The organism is Pacificimonas aurantium (genome assembly GCF_020092905.1).
GTDB classification, from domain to species: Bacteria; Pseudomonadota; Alphaproteobacteria; order Sphingomonadales; family Sphingomonadaceae; genus Pacificimonas; species Pacificimonas aurantium.
Window position 1 is genome coordinate 713,131 of sequence record NZ_JAGSGB010000002.1, and the last position, 20,475, is coordinate 733,605.

The 20,475-nt window shown below is 60.9% G+C and carries 12 protein-coding genes; 11 read left to right on the forward strand and 1 reads right to left on the reverse strand.

Annotation, left to right across the window (positions count from 1 at the left end):
• The first annotated feature begins 23 nt into the window (after window positions 1–23).
• The 5 genes from KCN53_RS10290 (at window position 24) to KCN53_RS10310 (ending at window position 6,651) form a co-directional block, all read left to right on the forward strand.
• The gene (locus KCN53_RS10290) at window positions 24–1,601 is read left to right on the forward strand and encodes an ABC1 kinase family protein (protein WP_207790607.1); all 1,578 of its coding nucleotides are present in this window, start codon (window positions 24–26) and stop codon (window positions 1,599–1,601) included.
• Window positions 1,602–1,671: 70 nt separating this feature from the next.
• Entirely contained in the window at window positions 1,672–3,486 is a 1,815-nt protein-coding gene (gene edd / locus KCN53_RS10295) for a phosphogluconate dehydratase (RefSeq protein ID WP_088712500.1), read from the forward strand.
• Between the two features lie 72 nt (window positions 3,487–3,558).
• Window positions 3,559–5,193, forward strand: a complete 1,635-nt coding sequence (locus KCN53_RS10300; RefSeq protein ID WP_088712499.1) for an alpha-D-glucose phosphate-specific phosphoglucomutase — start codon at window positions 3,559–3,561, stop codon at window positions 5,191–5,193.
• Between the two features lie 138 nt (window positions 5,194–5,331).
• Window positions 5,332–5,859 (forward strand): hypothetical protein, encoded by a 528-nt coding sequence (locus KCN53_RS10305; protein WP_047824225.1) that lies wholly within the window; start codon window positions 5,332–5,334, stop codon window positions 5,857–5,859.
• Window positions 5,860–6,000: 141 nt separating this feature from the next.
• On the forward strand, window positions 6,001–6,651 hold the full coding sequence (locus KCN53_RS10310) for a Bax inhibitor-1/YccA family protein (protein WP_082134961.1): 651 nt from the start codon (window positions 6,001–6,003) through the stop codon (window positions 6,649–6,651).
• Between the two features lie 260 nt (window positions 6,652–6,911).
• Here the strand turns inward: KCN53_RS10310 and KCN53_RS10315 are convergent, their stop codons facing one another.
• Window positions 6,912–8,285 carry an SAM-dependent methyltransferase gene (locus tag KCN53_RS10315; RefSeq protein ID WP_082134960.1) on the reverse strand — a complete coding sequence of 458 codons (1,374 nt, stop codon included), beginning with the start codon at window positions 8,283–8,285 and terminating at the stop codon, window positions 6,912–6,914.
• Between the two features lie 249 nt (window positions 8,286–8,534).
• Here KCN53_RS10315 and KCN53_RS10320 point away from each other — a divergent pair, with 249 nt between their 5' ends.
• The 6 genes from KCN53_RS10320 to KCN53_RS10345 all read left to right on the forward strand — a co-directional run bounded on the left by KCN53_RS10320 (window position 8,535) and on the right by KCN53_RS10345 (window position 20,433).
• Window positions 8,535–8,816 (forward strand): DUF2933 domain-containing protein, encoded by a 282-nt coding sequence (locus KCN53_RS10320; RefSeq protein WP_224199591.1) that lies wholly within the window; start codon window positions 8,535–8,537, stop codon window positions 8,814–8,816.
• A 2-nt stretch (window positions 8,817–8,818) separates the two neighbouring features.
• On the forward strand, window positions 8,819–9,472 hold the full coding sequence (locus KCN53_RS10325; protein ID WP_046904092.1) for a methyltransferase family protein: 654 nt from the start codon (window positions 8,819–8,821) through the stop codon (window positions 9,470–9,472).
• A 52-nt stretch (window positions 9,473–9,524) separates the two neighbouring features.
• Window positions 9,525–10,640 carry an NAD(P)/FAD-dependent oxidoreductase gene (locus KCN53_RS10330; RefSeq protein ID WP_082134958.1) on the forward strand — a complete coding sequence of 372 codons (1,116 nt, stop codon included), beginning with the start codon at window positions 9,525–9,527 and terminating at the stop codon, window positions 10,638–10,640.
• Between the two features lie 2 nt (window positions 10,641–10,642).
• Window positions 10,643–10,828, forward strand: coding sequence for a YHS domain-containing protein (locus tag KCN53_RS16255; protein WP_046904089.1), 186 nt, complete (start codon window positions 10,643–10,645; stop codon window positions 10,826–10,828).
• 474 nt (window positions 10,829–11,302) lie between these two features.
• Window positions 11,303–12,214 (forward strand): universal stress protein, encoded by a 912-nt coding sequence (locus tag KCN53_RS10340; RefSeq protein ID WP_224199594.1) that lies wholly within the window; start codon window positions 11,303–11,305, stop codon window positions 12,212–12,214.
• Entirely contained in the window at window positions 12,214–20,433 is an 8,220-nt protein-coding gene (locus KCN53_RS10345; protein ID WP_224199596.1) for a GH36-type glycosyl hydrolase domain-containing protein, read from the forward strand. Before KCN53_RS10340 ends, KCN53_RS10345 begins: the two co-directional genes overlap by 1 nt.
• Window positions 20,434–20,475 lie beyond the last annotated feature (42 nt).

Below are 20,475 nucleotides of genomic sequence, written 5' to 3' on the forward strand. Positions count from 1 at the left end.
TGATAATCCGGGGAATTCAGATCATGTGGACAGCAACCCGGCTCCTGCTGGATGTGCTGAGCGCAATGATGCTGAATCGGATGGGGTTCGGTCGGCGCATGACCACGCTTCCGCAAAGGACCACGCGGCGTCTCGAAAATCTCGGCCCGACCTTCACCAAGCTCGGTCAGGCGCTGAGCGAGCGCCGCGATATCCTCGATGCGAACTGGGCCGCGAGCCTCTCGAACCTGCAAAGCAAGGCCGCTCCTTTCCCTGCCGATGCAGCGGTAAGGATCATCGAGCAGTCATTGGCCGCGAACACAGCAACGGCCTTTGCCAGTTTTGAACGCGACCCTCTGGCCGCGGGCTCGGTAGCCCAGGTCCACGCCGCAAAGCTGCATGACGGACGCGAAGTGGTCGTCAAGGTCCTCCGGCCCGGAGTGGGCGAGCAAATTGCAAGAGATATGCGCATTCTGCTCATATTGGTGCACCTGTTTCAGCATGTCATACCTGCGCTGAGACGTCACCGCGCGGCGGCACTGGCGAAGGAGCTTTCGCACAATCTGAAAAGGGAAACCGATTTCCGGCAGGAAGCGCGCAACATCCGCCTGTTCGCCCGCGCTTTCGCTGATTCTGAGACGGTTTACATTCCCGATGTCGTCGACGAGATGTCGGACGCCTCCGTCATTACGCAGGAGCGCAGCATGGGCACCCCGCTGGATGAGCGCGAGGCCATCGAGCGCGGCAATACGCTCACCGAGACTTTCATCGATTTCTATCTGCAACAGTTTTTCGTTCTTGGTGCCTTTCATGCCGACCCGCATCCGGGCAATTTGCTGATCATGTCGGACGGGCGTCTGTGCGTGCACGATTTCGGAGCTGTCGGCAGGCTCGACATTGGCACCCGCGAGGCTCTGCTCGGTTTTGTGGCAGCGTTCATTTACCTCGATTCCGAATGGCTCACCGATGCGGCGATCGACCTCGGTCTCCTTTCGGTCACTGCCGACCGCGCGGCACTTACCCGCGGCGTGGACGGTATCCTGGCGGAGCTGCAGGGCGCCGCCATGTCGGAATGGTCTCTTGCCAAGACCATGCTCGATATCGGACGGTTGTCGGGGTACAGGACACTCAGCTTGCCGCCGCATCTGGCCGCCCTGGTCCGTACTGTGTTCACGGCAGAAAGCACCCTGCGCAAGCTCAACCCCGAGGCGGACCTGCTGCTTGTATTGCAGGCGACCGGAAACCGGTTGCTCGCAGAGCGACGCAGCGCGGCTATCGGCAATCTCCATACCCCCCGGCTCGAATGGGAAATCGCCCGATTGGTCCGGCGGGCGCCCACAATCGGCGCCGGGTGGCTACAAAGGGCTCCCGCCGGGGCGGCGGGGCATCCGATCGGATCTCTCGCCCCTGGAAGCGGGCTTGACCATGCTGTCAGGCAGGTCGCCTTGGCAATTGCCGCGCTCGGCAGCTACCTCGCCTCGGCAGCGTTGATGCTGGCCGATCGGGGTCCGCGAGTGCTCGGCGATATTCCCCTTCCGGCAGCCATCATCCTTGCAGCGGCCCTCCTGCTGACCATTCAAATCCTCATCCAGTCGCGCCGTCAAAGCGAGCAACAGCAATGAAGGAAATGCACAGCCAGACACCACATGCCACGGCTCATGGCATTTCCCAAACGTCCCGGAGGGACCGCGCATGAACCCTGTCGTCGAAGCCGTTACTGCCCGTATTGCCAACCGTTCGAAGCGGCGACGCGACGCCTATCTCGCCTTCGTTGACCGTCAGCGGGATGCCGGCCCGCGACGAGGCGCGCTTTCGTGCAGCAATCTGGCGCACGCATTTGCCGCATCGGGCGAGGACAAGCAGACCATTGCGGGCGCCCATGCGATCAATATCGGAGTGGTCACCGCCTATAACGATATGCTCTCCGCGCATGCGCCCTATTATCGCTACCCCGAACAAATCAAGATTTTTGCCCGCGAGGTCGGCGCGACAGCGCAGATCGCGGGCGGCGCACCGGCGATGTGCGACGGCGTCACCCAAGGCCAGGACGGCATGGAGCTCTCGCTGTTCAGCCGCGATACAATCGCGCTCGCCACCGCGGTAGGGCTCAGTCACGCGATGTTCGAAGGCGCGCTCCTCCTCGGCATTTGCGACAAGATCGTGCCTGGCTTGTTGATCGGAATGCTCCGTTTCGGACATCTGCCTGCGATCCTCGTGCCCGCCGGGCCGATGCCGTCAGGACTGCCAAACCGCGAAAAGGCGCGCATTCGCCAGCTCTTCGCCGAAGGAAAGATCGGGCATGACGAACTACTCGAAGCCGAGAGCGCCTCCTATCATGCCCCTGGCACCTGCACATTTTACGGCACCGCCAATTCCAACCAGATGATGATGGAGGTGATGGGCCTCCACGTGCCGGGCGCTGCGTTTGTCAATCCCGGCACGAAGCTGCGGCAGCAACTTACGCGCGCTGCAGTGCACAGGATTACCGAGATCGGATCTGAGGGCCAGGATTACCGTCCGCTAGCGCATTGCATCGACGAAAAGGCGATCGTCAATGCTGCCGTGGGTCTGCTCGCAACCGGCGGCTCGACCAACCACACCATTCATCTGCCGGCCATCGCCCGTGCCGCTGGCCTGGAGATCGACTGGAGCGATTTTGAGGAGTTGGGCACGGTCGTCCCGCTCGTGGCCCGGATTTATCCGAATGGCGGTGCCGATGTGAACGACTTCCAAGCGGCAGGCGGAATGGCCTTTGTCATTCGCGAACTCCTCGAGGCAGGTTTGCTTCACCAAGATGTCCTGACCGTCTGGAAGAACGATCTCGGTGCCTATGCAAAGCAGCCGGCATTAGATGGCGATGAACTTGTATGGCGCAGCGGTGAAACAATAAGCCGCGACGAAAGCATTTTGAGAACCGCTCAGGCACCGTTTTCGCTCGATGGCGGGATCCGGCTCCTCACCGGCAATCTCGGTCGCTGTGTGATGAAGACGAGCGCGGTCGCCCCCGAACGCTGGACAATCGAGGCGCCGGTGCGGGTCTTCCCGGACCAGGATCACGTGCTACGCGCATTCGAGGCGGGGGAAATCGACCGCGACATGGTGATCGTCGTGCGTTTTCAGGGGCCGCGCGCGAACGGGATGCCCGAACTGCATAAGCTCATGCCGGCTTTGGGCGTCCTTCAGGACCGCGGGCTCAGCATCGGGCTTGTCACGGACGGCCGTATGTCAGGGGCTTCGGGCAAGGTGCCCGCGGCGATCCATGTCTGGCCCGAAGCGCATGCTGGTGGTCCGCTCGCGCGCTTGCGCGACGGCGACGTGGTGCGGCTGTCTGCGGATAACGGCGTGGTCGAAGCCCTGGTGAGCGAGAAAGACTGGAACGACCGCGAACCCGCCCTGCCGCCGCGGGACGAGCAAGGGCTGGGCCGTGAGCTCTTTGCGATGATGCGCCAGCACGCCGACGAGGCCGAAAAAGGCGCGTCAGCAATGCTGGCACTGGCGGGGCTTTAGCGCGGTGAATGCGAGCACTCCAGGAAAGCGCTCGTCCGCTCTAGGTTCAACGCCGCTTTACAAGGATCGCAGATGAACGTCCTGACCATGCCCGCGCGCCCCTACGATGATCAACGTCCAGGCACTTCGGGGCTCCGAAAACCGGTGGCTATATTCAGGCAGCCGCATTATCTCGAGAACTACCTGCAGGCGATTTTTGAGACGGTCGGCGGAGGCGCGAACCGGACGCTTGTCATCGGCGGAGACGGCCGCTTCTTCAATCGCGAGGCTATCCAGACAGCCAGCAGGATGGCGGCCGCGAATGGCTACAAGCATCTCGTCGTTGGCCGAGCAGGCCTGCTGTCCACGCCGGCAGCTTCCCATCTTATCCGAAAGCGCGGTGCCGATGGCGGGCTGATATTCTCGGCCAGCCATAATCCCGGTGGACCCGAAGGTGATTTCGGGATCAAATACAACTCCGCGAACGGAGGGCCTGCCTCGGAAACTCTGTCGCGGGCCATCTACGCGCGTAGCAAACGGATAGTCGCCTATCGCTTGGTGGACGAGCCCGACATCGACATCGATCGATTGGGTAAGGTCTCGCTTGGCGAGACCGAGGTCGAGGTGGTGGATCCGGTGTCGGACTACGCGGAACTTATGGAGACGCTGTTCGATTTCGAGCGCCTCGCCGAATTGCTGACGAGCACCAGTTTCAAAATGCGGTTCGACGCGATGCACGCGATCACCGGACCTTATGCGCGAGCAATCCTCGAGGAGCGCCTCGGTGCGCCGGTCGGAACCGTCATCAATGGAAAGCCCTTACCGGATTTTGGCGGGGCGAAACCGGACCCCAATCTTGTGCGGAGCCGGAGCCTGGTCGACTTCATGTTCGGGCAGGACGCCGTGAATTTTGCTGCCGCCTCGGATGGCGACGGGGATCGCAACATGATCCTGGGTCGCAAAATCTTCGTGACGCCAAGCGACAGTCTCGCCGTGCTTGCGGCAAATGCGCATATCGTCCCGGCTTATAGCAGCGGTCTCACCGGTGTCGCGCGCTCCATGCCGACGAGCCGCGCGCTCGATCGTGTCGCGCAAGACCTCGCCATTCCCTGTTTCGAAACGCCGACCGGGTGGAAGTATTTCGGCAGTCTGCTCGACACCGGCAGGATCACGCTGTGCGGCGAAGAAAGCTTCGGGACCGGGTCTGACCATGTCCGGGAGAAGGACGGCCTGTGGGCGGTGTTGTTCTGGCTCACGATCATCGCCGTTCGCGGCATGCCGGTACACCGCATCATTAAGGATCATTGGGCTCGGTACGGGCGTCATTTCTATGCGCGGCACGACTATGAAGCTGTGGACGCCGCCGCGGCGAACTCGCTGATGGACGCCTTGCGCGATCAGGTCGGCGACATGGCTGGCAAGCGGCTCGCCGGGTCGATAGTCAGCACGGCCGACGATTTCAGCTATACCGATCCGGTCGACCGCAGCGTGGCCGAACGCCAGGGCATCAGGGTCCTGCTCGAAGACGGCTCTCGCATCGTCTACCGCCTCTCCGGCACGGGAACGGGGGGTGCGACATTGCGGATTTATCTGGAGCGGTATGAGGCCCGTGCGTGGTTGCACGATAAAGACGCCCGAAAAGTACTGAACGACCTTTCGTTTGCCGCAGGCAGTCTGGCCGAAATTCCGGCACGCCTCGGGCGCGAACGTCCATCGCTTGTAACATGAGACCCAAGCGCGTCTTGGCGCAGGCGGGCAAGAGCGATACCGCGTTTTCCGGACCCCGCAGTCCCGATGCCGCTCGCCCGCGCGATGTAATTTCCGTCCTCCCCATGCGTCTTACCTTTCACGCAAATGGAGCCCGATATGATTTCGAAACACATTCGGTCAGCAATCGCGCTGGTTGCAGCGGCAGGTATGTTCGCAGCGGTCATGGCGCCGACCAACAGTCACGCAGGGGTGGTCGATGGTGTCAGGACCGCGGACGGGTTAGTGATGTATCTGGGCGTGGTGCCTGCCGCGACAGTGCGCGGCCACGCCAAGAGCCACCCCGAAGCGAGGATGCACGGCGGCGTGCCCGCCGGTTCGCACAGCATGCATATCGTTGCGGCCGTTTTCGACGAGGCTTCCGGCGCCCGGATAACCGATGCGAAGGTCAGGGCGCATATCACCGAGCCCGGCGGTTTGCAGCGAACGATCCGTCTGGAACCCATGACCGTCGCCGGCGCGCTCACTTTCGGTGGTTTCACGACATTCCAACGCGGCATCAAATACCGGATCGGGATCGAGGTCGAACGCCCCCCGCATATGCAATCCTCCCCGTCCAAGAATACGCCGCCAAGAATGCACCGGGTCCCCGCCGTCACGGCGCACTTTACCTATACCCACGACTAACGATCGGGCCGCGAGGTGCCGATCCGCGCAAGAAAGGGAATTCTTCTTATGGAAGACCACCGATCCGCGACAAGCTTTGATCGCGCCTCTACCCCTCAATCGGTTCCCTCGGGGACGTTTGACGCGGGGCTGCGATCATACATGCTCGGCGTCTATAATTACATGACGAGCGGATTGCTTCTTACCGGTATCGTCGGACTTTGGGTCGCGAATACCGCCAGCATTCGCGAGATCTTCTTTTCCGCTACCGGCGCGCCAACGGTGCTGGGCTGGATCGCCATCTTTGCACCCCTGGCCATTGTCTTTGCCTTGGGATTTGGGATCAATCGTTTCTCGGAAAGGACCGCGAAAACGCTGTTCTGGAGCTATGCGGCACTCATGGGCGTGTCGCTATCGACCGTATTCCTCGCCTATACCGGGGTGAGCATCGCCCGGACCTTTTTCGCCGCCGCCTCTGCCTTTGGCGGCCTGAGCCTGTGGGGATATACAACCAAGAAAGATCTATCGGCCTGGGGCGCCTTTTTGATCATGGGGGTTGTCGGCCTGCTCGTTGCCCTGGTCGTCAATATGTTCCTCCAATCCTCGACAATGGACCTGATTGTCAGCGGTCTGGGCGTGCTTATCTTCGCGGGCCTGACTGCCTATGACACGCAGAAGATCAGAAACATCTATTTCCAGGTCGGGCAGACCGAGTTTCGCGGCAAGGCCATCGTACTGGGCGCCCTGACGCTCTATCTCGATTTCATCAATCTGTTCCTGTTCCTGCTTCGCCTGATGGGAGAGCGCCGCTGAGGCAATCTGCCGCGGCTCGTGCGAGCAGTTCAAATGCCAGAACAGGCACGGCACGGATGGGCGCGATCCGAAGCGTGGGTTCGTTTCGAACCGTTGGCTCGGCGATACTACGCAGACGGGTCGTACAAATGCTTTCGATCAGCAATTAATTTCGCATCGCTGGCAGCACCGCAGATGCTGTGCTTCGCAACCGCTTGCGAATTGCACCCTCACAAGCGGCTCGACTCTTACCGGACGTGCCTTTGTTCTGCCGTTCAACCTCAGCTGGTCGACGAACCATCGTAGCGCATCGGTGGAACCCCTTCGGAGTTCGACGTCCCAAGCAAACGCGAGCGAGCTGAGCAGCTGCAGCGCAAATGGTTCCCGCCTGCATCGCGCGGCACGGCGCTTTGATCGCGTGGGGCGTAGAGATATTCACGCGTCAGCGGGACCGCGTCCCGCTTGTGCGCAAGCTGGAGCTGGAAAACCATAAGATTGCCATTGCGAAACATCATTTCGCAGGCGGCGAGATAATACTCCCACATCCGGCAGAAGCGCTCGTCGAAGAGTTCGAGCGCCTTTTCGCGGCGCGATTGAAAGCGCTCGTACCAATGCGCCAGCGTTTCCGCATAGTGCAGCCTCAGGATCTCGATATCGGTAACCCACAGGCCCATGCGCTCGACGACGGACAGGGTCTCTGACAGCGACGGGATGTAGCCGCCGGGAAAGATGTACTTGTCGACCCAGGGATCCTTTCCGCCCGGGGGAGCCATTCTCCCGATCGAGTGGACGACGGCGACCCCGTCCGGAGCAAGATGCTCTTCGATGGCTCTGAAAAAGGACCCGTAGCTGGCGGGACCGACATGTTCGAACATGCCTACCGAGACAATACGATCGAATTCACCCTGAAGGTCGCGGTAGTCGCAGAAATCGAACCGCGCCTCTTCTGCAAACCCAGCCTCCTCGGCGCGCTGGCGCGCCAGCGTCAGTTGCTCTTGCGAAAGGCTGATGCCTAACACTTCGGCCGCGCCCTGCTTTGCCAATTCGATCGCGAGGCCGCCCCAGCCACAGCCAATGTCAAGGACGCTCATGCCTTCACCTACCATCAGCTTTTGACCAATATGGGAGCGCTTTGCGGCTTGAGCGTCCTCTAGCGAGGAACAACCTTCGCAAAAATAGGCACACGAGTATTGCCAGTCTTCGTCGAGGAAGAGTGCATAGAACTCGTTCGAAAGGTCGTAATGACGCGCGACGTTTCTGGCCGCTTTACGGCGCCGGTTGCCTGTGAGACGGGTGGCTATGCGCGCGAGCGGTGCGCGGAGGCGTTCGATCGGCAATTCATCAAGTCCGTCGAGCCCGGAAGTAACAATTGCAAGGAGATCGCGAATGGATCCGCCCTCCACAGTGAGGGACCCATCCATATAGGCCTCGCCGAGCGCAAGCGAGGGGCGCGAGAGAAGCTTGAACGGCAGCGCAGCGCTATGAAGCTTGATCGCAACCGAGGGCCCTGGTGCACCCGAATCGATGACCAGTCGCGTCGCGTGAGCACCGATGACTGTAAGTCGACCAGCCTTCACGACGGCGCGCAAGGCCGGCTTCAATGCACGCAAACCAAGTTCGTGACGCGCTGATTTTCCTCGTTGTCTCTGGGTCATACCGCCTCTCAGGTCTTGAATGATTGTGTTCCCAAAGACGAGCGGTCGGTGATCAACTTACACTTCCAAGTCCGGCGTGGGTGGTTTCGGGCACCATAAGAAAGCCTCTCTGTAAGAACGCGGCCGCCTCTGCGTCTACTTCTTGAAGCGCCGCCAAACGAGGCGCGGCGCTGCGATGGAGGAATAACTATGCGAAAGGGGACAAGTGGTCCGGATCGGCCATTTTTTGGAACGCGCGCGGGAATAACGGTGATCGTGTTTCTTCTCGCCGCCGGGTTTCTGCTGCTGTTCGAGCATCAGGCCCATATCCCCGGCGACTATTATCTGCTCGGATTGATCCTGGCGTTTTGCGTGGGCATCCACCTCTTCATGCACGGTGGGCATGGCGGACACGGCGGGCATGGCCAGGCCGATACACCACCTTCCGGGCACCATGGCGCACATGACCAGACAACCGATAGCGCGTCCAAGAAAACTGCCTCCCGCTATGCGGCTAATGACCGGCCGGGCAACGAAAGAGGAGTGCGCTGACGATGCACGATTCCGCATACGGACTTTGGATATTGGTCGCCTTCAACTCGGCGATCTTCATTCTTTTTGCGTTCAGCTTTTTCAAGCCGAAATCGGGCCGCGATTGGCGCTCCTTTGGGGCGTTCAGCGCCTTTCTCGTGGCGCTTTTCACCGAGATGTACGGCTTCCCGCTTACCATCTACTTCCTGTCCGGATGGCTGCAGAGCAATTATCCGTCGGTTGACTGGTTCGCGCACGATTCCGGTCATTTGCTCGAAATGCTGTTTGGCTGGCGCGGCAATCCGCATTTCGGTCCGTTCCACCTCCTCAGTTTTGGATTGATCGGAGGTGGTTTCATCCTTTTGTCGGCCGCGTGGCGCGTGCTCTATCAGGCACAGAAGGGGGGGGCACTTGCAACCGAAGGACCTTATGCTCGCATCCGCCACCCGCAATATGTCGGTTTCGTCCTCATCATGCTGGGCTTTCTGGTTCAGTGGCCGACCATACTTACGCTGGCCATGTTCCCGATCCTCCTCCTCATGTACTGGCGGCTGTCGCTGCGGGAGGAGCGAGAGGCACTCGCCGAGTTCGGCGAACGCTATCGTCAGTACGCAGCACGCGTTCCCCGGTTTTTCCCGAAGTTTCGCACGCTCGTCTCCGCCAAGCCAGGGAGGTGACAATAACTTGCTCCATTCCTGCCGGGGCGCGGTTCGCGACTGACCTGACCTAATGAGCGCAGCCGTTACAGTGGTCGGCGCAGGTCCGGCGGGTCTCGCCGCGGCGATCGTGCTCGCCAAAGGCGGAAGGGATGTCGAGCTTCACGAATGGCACCGCCACGTCGGGGCGCGGTTTCACGGCGATTTCCAGGGCCTTGAAAACTGGAGCTGCGACGAGGATACGCTGTGCGAACTCCAAAGCTGGGGGATCGATATCAACTTCCTGGCCCATCCAGTCCGGACAGGCACGGGTTTCGATGCGCGCGGACGGCGGCACGAGATTTCAGCGCGCCGCCCACTCTATTATCTCGTTGAGCGCGGCGGATCGGTGCAAAGCCTCGAGTATGGGCTCCTCAAGCAGGCAGAGGCGCTTGGTGTGCGGGTCCATTTCGGGAGTCGCGTTCGCGAAACCGAGGGAGAAACGATCCTCGCCGGGGGACCGCGCAAAGCCGATATTATCGCCTCGGGATATGTATTCGAAACCGAGTGTGAAGATGGAGCTTACATTGCCTTCGACGACCGTTTGGCACCGCGAGGCTATGCCTATCTCCTCGTCCATCAAGGCCGCGGGACTATCGCAGCGTGTCTTTTTAGCGGCTTCAAACGGCAACAGGAATTTGTCGAGCGAACCTGTGATTTCTTCCGGGAGAAAGTCGGGCTCGTGATGCGTAACGAACAAGCCTTCGGCGGTTATGGAAATCTGCGACTCCCAAGAAGCGCAGTCCAGGGGCGCCATCCGGTTGCGGGCGAGCATGCTGGTTTCCAAGATGCCCTTGCGGGGTTTGGTTTACGCTATTCAATCACTTCGGGCGCGCTCGCTGCACAAAGCATCCTCGAAAATCGAAGCTATGAGCAATTGTGGCGCCGTTTGCTTTTACCGAGAATGAAAGCGGGCATCGTCAATCGTTTTGTCTTCAACAGCATCGGAACGACAGGACGCCATTGGGTGACAGCGAAACTGATGCAAGCCAGTACGGGAGAGAGGCTGCACAAGCTGTATGCGGCATCATCTCTCCACGCTATGCTCTTCCCCGCTGCAGAACGTCGCCTGCGCAGGGGCTTACATGACCCAAGTTGCGACCATCAGGACTGCAATTGCGTGTGGTGCGAACATGGAACGGCGTTCTGACGATGCAGGTGACCGATCCAGTATGCCAGCGTAGCATTCCGCTAGAGACCGTCGAGGCCCACCGCGAATTTTTGGGATGGTCTTATTTCTTCTGCTCGGCTCAGTGCGTGCGGCGCTTCGATCAGCGCCCCGAGAAATACATTGATCGGCAGCAAGGCGGGCCGCCGGCGCACATTGCGCAGCCCTGACAGGGCAGAGCCTCTTCGCTTGGAGGCGAATGCGCATCGACCCTTGCGCGCAGTCTGGTGAGCAAGATGCCCCGCCGGGCCAGAGCCTCCACCGATCGATAATCCCGGTTCGATCTTGGAACGCGAGACCGCACGCGAACCAATGGTGCGGGTGTAATTGATCAGTGCCGCTCGCGTCCAAGTATATGTCGGCCTTCCCCGATCGGCCGGCTTTCGAGAAGAAGTCTCGCTGCCCTGCATGAGGCTGGTGAGACCATGCCGGTGCTTCCTGCGTCTGATGGTCGATGTGCCATAAAATCCATTCGCGGGGGCACCAGGCATGATTGCCTGGGCGAAACGATGATGCCGGAGCGTACTGCCATGTCGACGAATACCCGATCACGTGCCAGCACGGTGCTGAGGTCGCCGGTTGGAGACGAACGCACCCGCTTTTCTAGCCAAGCGCCGCAAATTCTTGCTTGTCTGGACGAAGACATGAACCGCCTCGAAGTGACACGGCACGCGCGCGCAATCGCGAAAGCTCTCGACCTGCAGCTTGGCTTTGCCCAGATCGTTGAAACGGCCCCGCATGGGGTTCTTCCTGCCGACCCGATCGAGTGGAACCTGCGCTTCACCGAATGCCGCGACGGCATAGGCGAGCTTATTGGGGAGGCAAGCGAGACGGTCTCGGATGTGCTGCCCGTTGTTCTCCCGGGGACCGCCCATGAACGGCTGATAGACTGGGCGGAGGGTCATCGCGGGTCGGTCCTCGTCCTCGCGCGGCATAGCGGGCGAGGTCCACATTCAGGCCTGGGCACCACCGCCGACCGGCTGCTGAAAAGCGGCGCAGCATCCATGCTTCTACTTCCTTCGGGACGCGAAAGGAAATGTTCGGCCGAGTACCGCAGACTTCTGGTGCCGCTTGATGGATCGCCCAATTCCGAGAGCGTGCTGCCGGTTGTCACAAGGCTTGCCCAGTCGCTAGAAGCGCAAGTGATCCTGGCGCACATTGTTTCTCCAACCGCCGAGTTGCCCTCACTCGAAACACAGGCCGGTTCCAATAGGAGCAATACCTCCGCGCGCGCCCGCAACTATCTCGAAACATGGAAGTTGAGGCTCCTGCGGCAAGGCATCGACGCTACCGTGTATTTCGGAACCGACAGCGAAACGTGCGAGCGGCTCAATCTGATCGCATCCCGCCTCGAAATCGACCTTGTTGTGGTCGCTTCCCATGGCCAGACCAACCTTGCCAGCGCGCCCTACGGAAGTGTCGCCGGCGCTCTGGCGAAAAGTGCGCCCTGCCCGACATTCATCGTCCAACCGGACCTTCGGATTCCATTGGCCAAACCGGGCCGCTCTGGCTTCATGTTCGAGGCCCTCGCTGCGGAAACTGAATTCGCCAGCTGATGTCGGACATTAATAGCGATTTCTCGGCGCTCGATCATGCTGCAATCCAGTTTGCCGAGGAGGACCGGATATCCCCGCAAGCAGCGCAAGAGATTCCCGCTCGCACGGGAACCGATGCCATCCTCGAGTGGCTGCGTGCGGCTTGCCTGGCATGCGCCAAGGCTGGGGCCGAAGCCAGCAAGGCGGCGGAATGGTTGCTCGACAATGACTATGTGGTCCAGCGCGCGCTGAGGCAGATCAAACAGGATCTGCCGACCGGCTTCTATAGCAAACTGCCAGCCCTCGAGGGTGAAGAAACCATTGGCTTCCCGCGTGCCTTCGTGCTCGCGCACCGTTTTCTCGAACTGAGCCGAATGCAGGTTTCGGCATCGGCCCTGAGCCGGTTCCTGATCGCTTATCAGCGCACGGCGCCGCTCCGCATCGGAGAACTCTGGGCGTTCCCGGCCATGCTTCGCATCGCTTGCGTCGAGATCCTCGTGGAAACCCTGTCGACCCTGCTGTGCGATCAGCTCGACGTGCCCGTCGCGACCACCTCATGGGCAGGCGAGGCGCATGCACTGGAAGCAAATGAACGGGTCGCACGCGCGATCGCCAATCTCAGTACCCTTGATGCCATCTCGTGGGAGGATTTGTTCGACGACGTAAGTCCGGTAGAACAGATCTTGCGAAACGACCCATCCGGATATTACGGGCAGATGGATTTCGATAGCCGCGATCGCTATCGCCGCGCGGTTGAAGAACTGGCGGAATATGGCGATTTATCCGAGACCGATGTCGCACTCGAGGCGATCCAAGCAAGCCGCGCTGCTTTGCCTGACGACCGATCTCATCACGTCGGATTCTGGCTCGCCGGTGAAGGACGCCGGGCATTCCGGCAACAGACGGGAGCGGTATTCCCGGCTCGGGTTCGGCTTCTGGACTATGCCTTGCGCCATCCTGGCCCGGTCTACTTCGTTTCGCTCATCGGGCTCCTTGTCTGGGCCCTATTGCTGCCAGCGATATATCTCGACGCCGCTGACGCAGGCGCGACGGGATGGTTCGCCGGCTTGTCCTTGTCGCTCATTCCCGCCTCGGTTGTCGCGATCACTTTCTTGCATTGGTCGATCACGCGTCTCTTGCCACCGCGAGTTCTTTTCAAACTCGACTTTGGTGACGGGCTGCCGGAGGACTGCGCTACGCTGATTGCGGTCCCGGTCGTGATCGCCCGCGAGGACGAAGTGCCTTTCCTGATCGAAAAGCTGGAGAACCACTGGCTTTCGAACGGCGAGCCGATGGTGGACGTAGTGCTCCTGGCCGATCTCGCCGACGCGGCGAGCGAAAGCACTGCCGGGGACAAGCAAATCGAGCAGGCACTAGAAAGGGAGATTCTCGCGCTCAACACTCGCTATCGCAGCGAGGGAAGCGAGCCGTTTCACCTGCTGATGCGCCCTCGACAGTATTGTGAAGCACAAGGGTGCTGGCTCGCATGGGAGCGCAAGCGCGGAAAGCTTGAGCAGCTCAATCACATGCTCATCGAAGGCGATGGTGGAGCATTCCATCGACATGTCGGCTCGCGCGAAATACCCCGCAATATTCGCTTCGTCGTCACTCTCGATGCGGACACCACCTTGCCTACAGGCACTGTGCGAAAGCTCGTCGGCACGCTTGCCCATCCACTAAACCAGGCCAAGTTCGATCCGGACACTGGAACGTTGCTTGGAGGCTATACGATCATCCAGCCTCGGGTGGAGATTTCGCCCCAGAGTGGATCGCGAACGCTGTTCGCACGGCTCTTTGCCGGCGATACGTCAATCGACATCTACAGCCGGGCTGTCTCGAACGTCTATCAGGACCTGTTTGGCGCGGGAATTTTTGTCGGTAAGGGCATTTACGACCTTCATGCTTTCCACCGCAGCGTTGCCGGGCGCGTGCCCGAAAATTCCATTCTCAGCCATGACCTCTTCGAAGGTGTCCATGGCCGGGTTGGTCTGGCCAGCGATATCGTCCTGTTCGAAGGCTTTCCCGGAAACTACCTCGAATATGCGCGGCGCGCGCATCGCTGGATCCGCGGGGACTGGCAGCTCCTGCCATGGCTGGCAGGCAAGGTGAGGCGATCAGATGGCACAAGATCCCCAAATCCGATCGCCGCCATCGACCGATGGAAAATTATTGACAATCTGAGGCGGAGTCTGGTTGCCCCGGCAACGATCTTGCTGGCGATCTCGGGTTGGCTCATCCTGCCGGGACAAGCCTGGTTCTGGAGCCTGCTGGCCTTCTTCATGCCAGCGGGCCAGGTATTCACCGATCTGGTGACCGGATTGGCGACAGGACGGCGGCGTGGGACATCGCGTAGCCTGGGGCCGCAATTGCGCGATCAGGCCGGCCGCTGGTTTCTGGCCGTCGTCTATCTGCTCGATGACGCCATATTGTCGGTGCGTGCGATCGCGGTCACGCTCTGGAGGCTTTTTGCAAGCCGGCGCAACCTCCTCGAATGGACAAGCGCCGCGCACTCCGCCACCGACCTCCGCTCGAACCGAGCGCGAGGTGTCATATGGCGCAAGATGTGGTTGGGACCGACTATTTCGGTCGCTCTCGCGGCGCTTCTTGCCGCCATCAAACCTGACGCTTTGGCCGCATCCCTTCCGCTGCTCATTCTTTGGATCGCCGCGCCGGAAATCACTTGGGCGATGGCCCGCGAACGCCGCGAAGATGCGGAACCGCTTGCCGAGGATGACCGGCGCTTCCTGCGGGGCCTGGCGAGGCGGACCTGGCTCTTCTTCGAGACCTTCGCTGGTCCGGAAGACAATTGGCTCCCCCCGGACAACTACCAGGGCGCTCCGCATGCAGAAATCGCGCAGCGCACGTCACCGACGAATATCGGCATGTTGATGCTATCGACAGCCGCAGCCTGGGACCTCGGTTACATCGGCCGTTCGGAACTCGCGGCGCGGACGGCGAACCTTTTCGCCACGCTCGATCGCCTGGAACGATATCGAGGACATTTCTACAATTGGTACGACACAAGAACGCTCGCGTCGCTGGAACCTCGATATGTCTCGACGGTGGACAGCGGCAATCTCGCGGCGGCCCTGCTCGCCTACGCTGCTTCCTTGCGTGAGGCGCGGCGTGCGGAAGGTATGGAGGAGCAACGCTGGCGCGGCCTGATCGATGTGATCGATCTGATCGAACAAGTCGCGCAAAACTCTGAGGATGCAGCGCTTCCTCGTTGGATCACCCAGCTAAGGTCGCGCCTGGAGGGTGTCGAGGAAGACCGTGCCCACTGGATGGCCGGCCTGCAGGATATCTGCGAGGTATTGATCCCGGAGATGGAGGCAGCGCTTGGTCTGGGCGAGCAGTCCGAAAAGGCAGCGCCGAACCATCTGGTCGACATCGAGGTGCTCGTCGATCGGTTGCAGTACCAGATACGTTCGATGTGCCGGGACCTGGGGAACGGCGGTATCCCGGCTGACCAACTGTCCAGCCTCGCAGACCAAGCAATCGAGATGGCCTATTCAATGGAGTTTGCGCCTCTCTATGACGAGCACCGGCGCCTCCTGCGCATTGGCATCAATGTCAGTCTGGGACGTCCCGATACACATTATTATGACCTCCTCGCTTCCGAGGCACGGCTAGCGAGCTTTTTCGCCATCGCAAAAGGCGATGTTCCGCCAGAACACTGGTTCCATCTGGGCCGCCCGTTACGGCGCGTCGAGGGTGGAGCGATGCTGATCTCCTGGAACGGCTCGATGTTCGAATATCTTATGCCGCGCCTGCTGCTCAAGCCGGACACCGGCACGCTGCTGGGCGAGAGCGAGCGGATGGTGGTCGACGTCCAGGAGCGCTACGGGCGAGCCCAGAGCGTTCCCTGGGGTATCTCGGAATCGGCATATTCCGCTCGCGATCCTGAACACCGTTACAGGTATCAAGGGTTCGGCGTTCCCGAACTTGGCTTGAAACGGGGCCTCTCGCGGGACATGGTTGTCGCGCCTTACGCAACTGCGCTTGCACTGGCAGTTGCACCAAAGAAGGCAGTAGCGAACCTCAGGCTGCTGACACGATCGGGCGGCAGCGGTCGATATGGCCTGGTCGAAGCGCTCGACTTCACGCCTGAGCGGTCCCCGGGCAGCGGTCCCCGGACCGTTAATGCTTATATGGCACACCACCAAGGCATGCTCCTGTCGGCGATCGTCAATGCGCTGTTCTCAGACCGGTTCGCTAGCCGTTTCGCCGAAGATCCACGAATGCGGCCCACGATGTTGTTGTTGAGCGAACGGGTGCCACGCGAGATTCCACCAGAAATTGACAGGCTTGCCGACCCTACGATTTCCATGGTTCGGGGAACGCCCGTCACTCTGCCTGCGTCATGGCAACCCAGGCGCGAAGCATCCGTGCCGCAAATGCTCCTGCTTGGAAACGGGCCTTTATCGACGTGGCTCTCTGATAGCGGTAGCGGCGGACTGCGCTGGCATCACCGGGCGCTGACACGCTTCGTGGCCGACGCCACTCACGACGCGGACGGTTACTGGATCTACATCGCCGATGAAGACACCGGACGGCTATGGTCGGCGACGCTCGAACCAACCGGGTCCGAAGCGGAAGAGTACGAGGTCACATGCCATGCGCACCAGGCAGTAATTCGCCGGCGCGATCAAGGCGTTGTATCGCGTCTCGAGATTGGCGTTCTTGCCGGAAGCGACATCGAGGTGCGGCGCTTGCGGCTCATCAACGAGAGTTCCCGTCACCGCAAGCTTCGCGTGACGACCTATGCCGAGATCGTGCTCGGCGAGCCGCTCGAGGACGAGCGGCACCCGGCATTCAGCAAACTGTTTATCAAGAGCGAGCATGTCCCATCGCTTGGTGGTCTGCTGTTCGAGCGCCGCGCGCGCGCGCCACAGGACACGCCGCCGGTGCTCCTTCATTTTGCGGTCGATGGCGGGGGACCGGTTCGCAATGCCCGCTTCGAAACCGACCGGCGCGCCTTCATCAGGCGTCATGAAAGCCTGCGCTCCCCAACAGGAGCGACCGAAGCCGTGCAGAACACCCAAGGGTGGACCCTGGACCCGGTCATGGCTCTTCAACACCTCATCGACCTGGAGCCGTTCGAGATTAGGGAAATCTGTTTCCTGACAGTCGCAGCCGCGTCGCGCGAAACCGCCGTCGAGCTGGCCGAGCGTCATTCGTCTCTCGATTCGATCGAATGGGCGCTCCACGATACGGCAACCGAAAATGCACGCTCCCTGGTTCACATGAACATCGAAGCCGAACACCTGCCCGTCGTGCAGCAGCTCGCTTCGGCTCTCATCTATCCGCAGAACGCCCCATCGAGCGCGCGGACGATCAAGAACGAGAACAGTCTCGGACAAGCGGATTTGTGGGGGATGGGCGTGTCCGGCGATTACCCCATCCTTCTGCTGCGGTCTGCCGGTGAGACCACGACCCTGCTGCCCGTCCTCCTCGCCGCCCATCGATTGTGGCGGCGGCACGGACTAGAGGTGGATCTGGTGATCCTCCAGCTTGCCGGCTCAGCTTACATCGAACCGGTGCTCGACCAGCTCAGGGAGGCGCTGCAACGCGCGAAGATGGCGGAGCTGCTTGGACGCAAGGGCGGCGTGCATATCGTTTTCGCGGATCAGATCGGTGCGGATCGGGTGCGCCTTCTGGAGAGCACGGCGCGTGTCACCCTCGACGACGCACGGGGTAGTTTGCAGGAACAGCTGGAAGAAGCGCACGATGTGCCAAACCGCTTGCCGCTGTTTTCTGCAACAAGGGCTGCGCAGCATCCCTCGATGACATCGCTCGAACGTTCAGCGAACCTTCTCTACGACAATGGTCTGGGTGGGTTCACGGCGGATGGCCGCGAATATGTCATCTTCGTCGAACCCGGGCAGGCGACGCCTGCTCCGTGGTGCAACATTCTCGCCAACCGTGACTTCGGCGCGCTCGTAAGCGAAGCTGGCGGGGGGTATACTTGGGCAATAAACAGCGGCGAGAACCGTCTCACAACATGGTCGAACGACCCGGTCACGGACCGTCCCTCCGAAACACTCTACCTGCGTGATGAGGAAACTGGCGAGGTATGGACCATAACGCCTGCTCCTGTTGGCGATGCCGCTGCCTGCGAAGTCAGGCATGGCGCGGGTTACACTACATGGTCAAAACGGTTCGCCGGCTTGGCCCATCAGCTCACAATGTTCGTACCGCTTGATGCATCGGTGAAGATCGTTCGGCTGCGGATCCGCAACTGCGAAGACCGGCACCGGCGCGTAACCGCAACCTATTATGCCGAGTGGCTGCTCGGCTCTCTTCCCAGTATCGCACGCCCGCACATAGTCTGCGACTTTGACACCGAGACGCAGACCATCACGGCAACGAACCGCTGGAACAGCGATTTTGCCGGACAGGTGGCGTTTCTCACGGCAAACCGCCCACCGCACGGCTTCACGACCGACCGCGGCGAATTCATCGGCAGGGGTGGGGACCCGGCGGATCCCGCGGCGCTTCGGCGATGGGGTCTAACCAACAGCGTATGCGCGGGCGGCGATACATGCGGAGCCTATCAGATACACCTCGATCTTGGCCCGGGCGAGGAAGAAGAAATCCTGTTCGTGCTCGGCCAAGGGCTAGGCCACCATGCGGCCATGGAACTCGCCCAGCGCTGGCGTGAGCCAGACGAGGCAGAGACGGCAATGATAGCGCTGGAGAATTTCTGGGATGAGACACTCGGCGCCCTTCAAGTCTCAACCCCGGACCCTGCTTTCGACGTCATGGTCAACCGCTGGCTGCTCTACCAGACGCTGTCGTCCCGTGTTCTCGCGCGCACGGGATTCTATCAGTCGAGCGGGGCCTTCGGCTTTCGCGATCAATTGCAGGACGTTCTTGCGCTTCTCCACACCGCGCCGGCGCTCGCTCGCGCGCACATCCTCGAAAGCGCGCAGCATCAATTCGTAGAGGGCGATGTTCTGCACTGGTGGCACCCCCCTGCTGATCGCGGCGTGCGAACGCGTTTTTCCGACGATTTACTCTGGTTGCCTTATGTTGTCGGCATCTATGTCACGACGACCGGTGACCTTGATATCCTCGACGAGGAAGTCGCGTTCCTCGATGCCGATGAACTCGCCCCCGACGAAGCCAATCGATATGCGCAATTCGATGCGACCGAGTGGCGCGGCTCGCTGTTCGAGCACTGCGAGCGCGCACTGCACCGCGCTCTGGCAGTCGGGGCCCATGGACTGCCGCTGATCGGCGCCGGGGACTGGAATGATGGAATGGACCGCCTCGGCGCGAAGGGCCATGGCGAAAGCGTCTGGTTGGCATGGTTTATCACGGTCACAGCGCAAGGCTTCGCCGACATCTGCCGCCGGACCGGTCGGATGCACGAGGCGAAAGAATGGGAAGAACGGGCATCCGAGATAAGACGGCGCGCGGAAGAAAGCGCGTGGGATGGCTCATGGTACTTGCGCGCGTTCGATGATGACGGGCGGCCCATCGGCTCGGCAGAAAGCGACGAATGCAGGATCGATTCGATCGCGCAGTCATGGGCGGCCTTTGCCTCGGCTGATCAAGAGCGCGTGAGCGAGGCTCTCCAGTCCGCATGGGATATGCTTGTTTCGCAGGAAGACCAGTTGGCCAGGCTGCTCTGGCCCGCGTTTGACGAAGGCTTGATCGATCCCGGTTACATAAAGGCCTATCCCCCGGGAATTCGCGAAAATGGGGGTCAGTATTCGCATGCGACCGCGTGGCTGGGCATGGCCTTTGCGCGGGTGAAGGACCCCGAGAAGGCCTTTGCCCTGTTCAACATGATCAACCCCGTCCGTCGCTCTGACGATCACGCCAAGGCCGAGCATTATCGCCTGGAGCCCTACGCCGTCGCCGGAGACATATCTGCGGGCAAGCAACATACGGGCAGAGGGGGCTGGAGCTGGTATACTGGGGCCGCTGGCTGGGCATGGCAGCTCGCCACAAAAAGCATCCTGGGGTTGCAACAGATCGATGGCCAACTCATCGTCAATCCCTGTATCCCGCCCAACTGGGGCGGCTTCAGCGCGACACTGCGCGTTGGTGGCGGGTTGGTGTCAGTGAAAGTCGAAGATCCGCAAGGGCTTGGCTGCGCTGACGTCGAACTCACCGTTGATGGCAAAACTCATGCCGGGAATGCGATTGTACTCCCGAAGAATGGCGAAACAGTCGAACTTCGGGTCCGCATTGTTGGACGCAATGTACAACACCCCTCCCCCGCCTGAGAATTCCGCCCGGAGCTATTCAAACGCTCCTCCCAGCGCGTG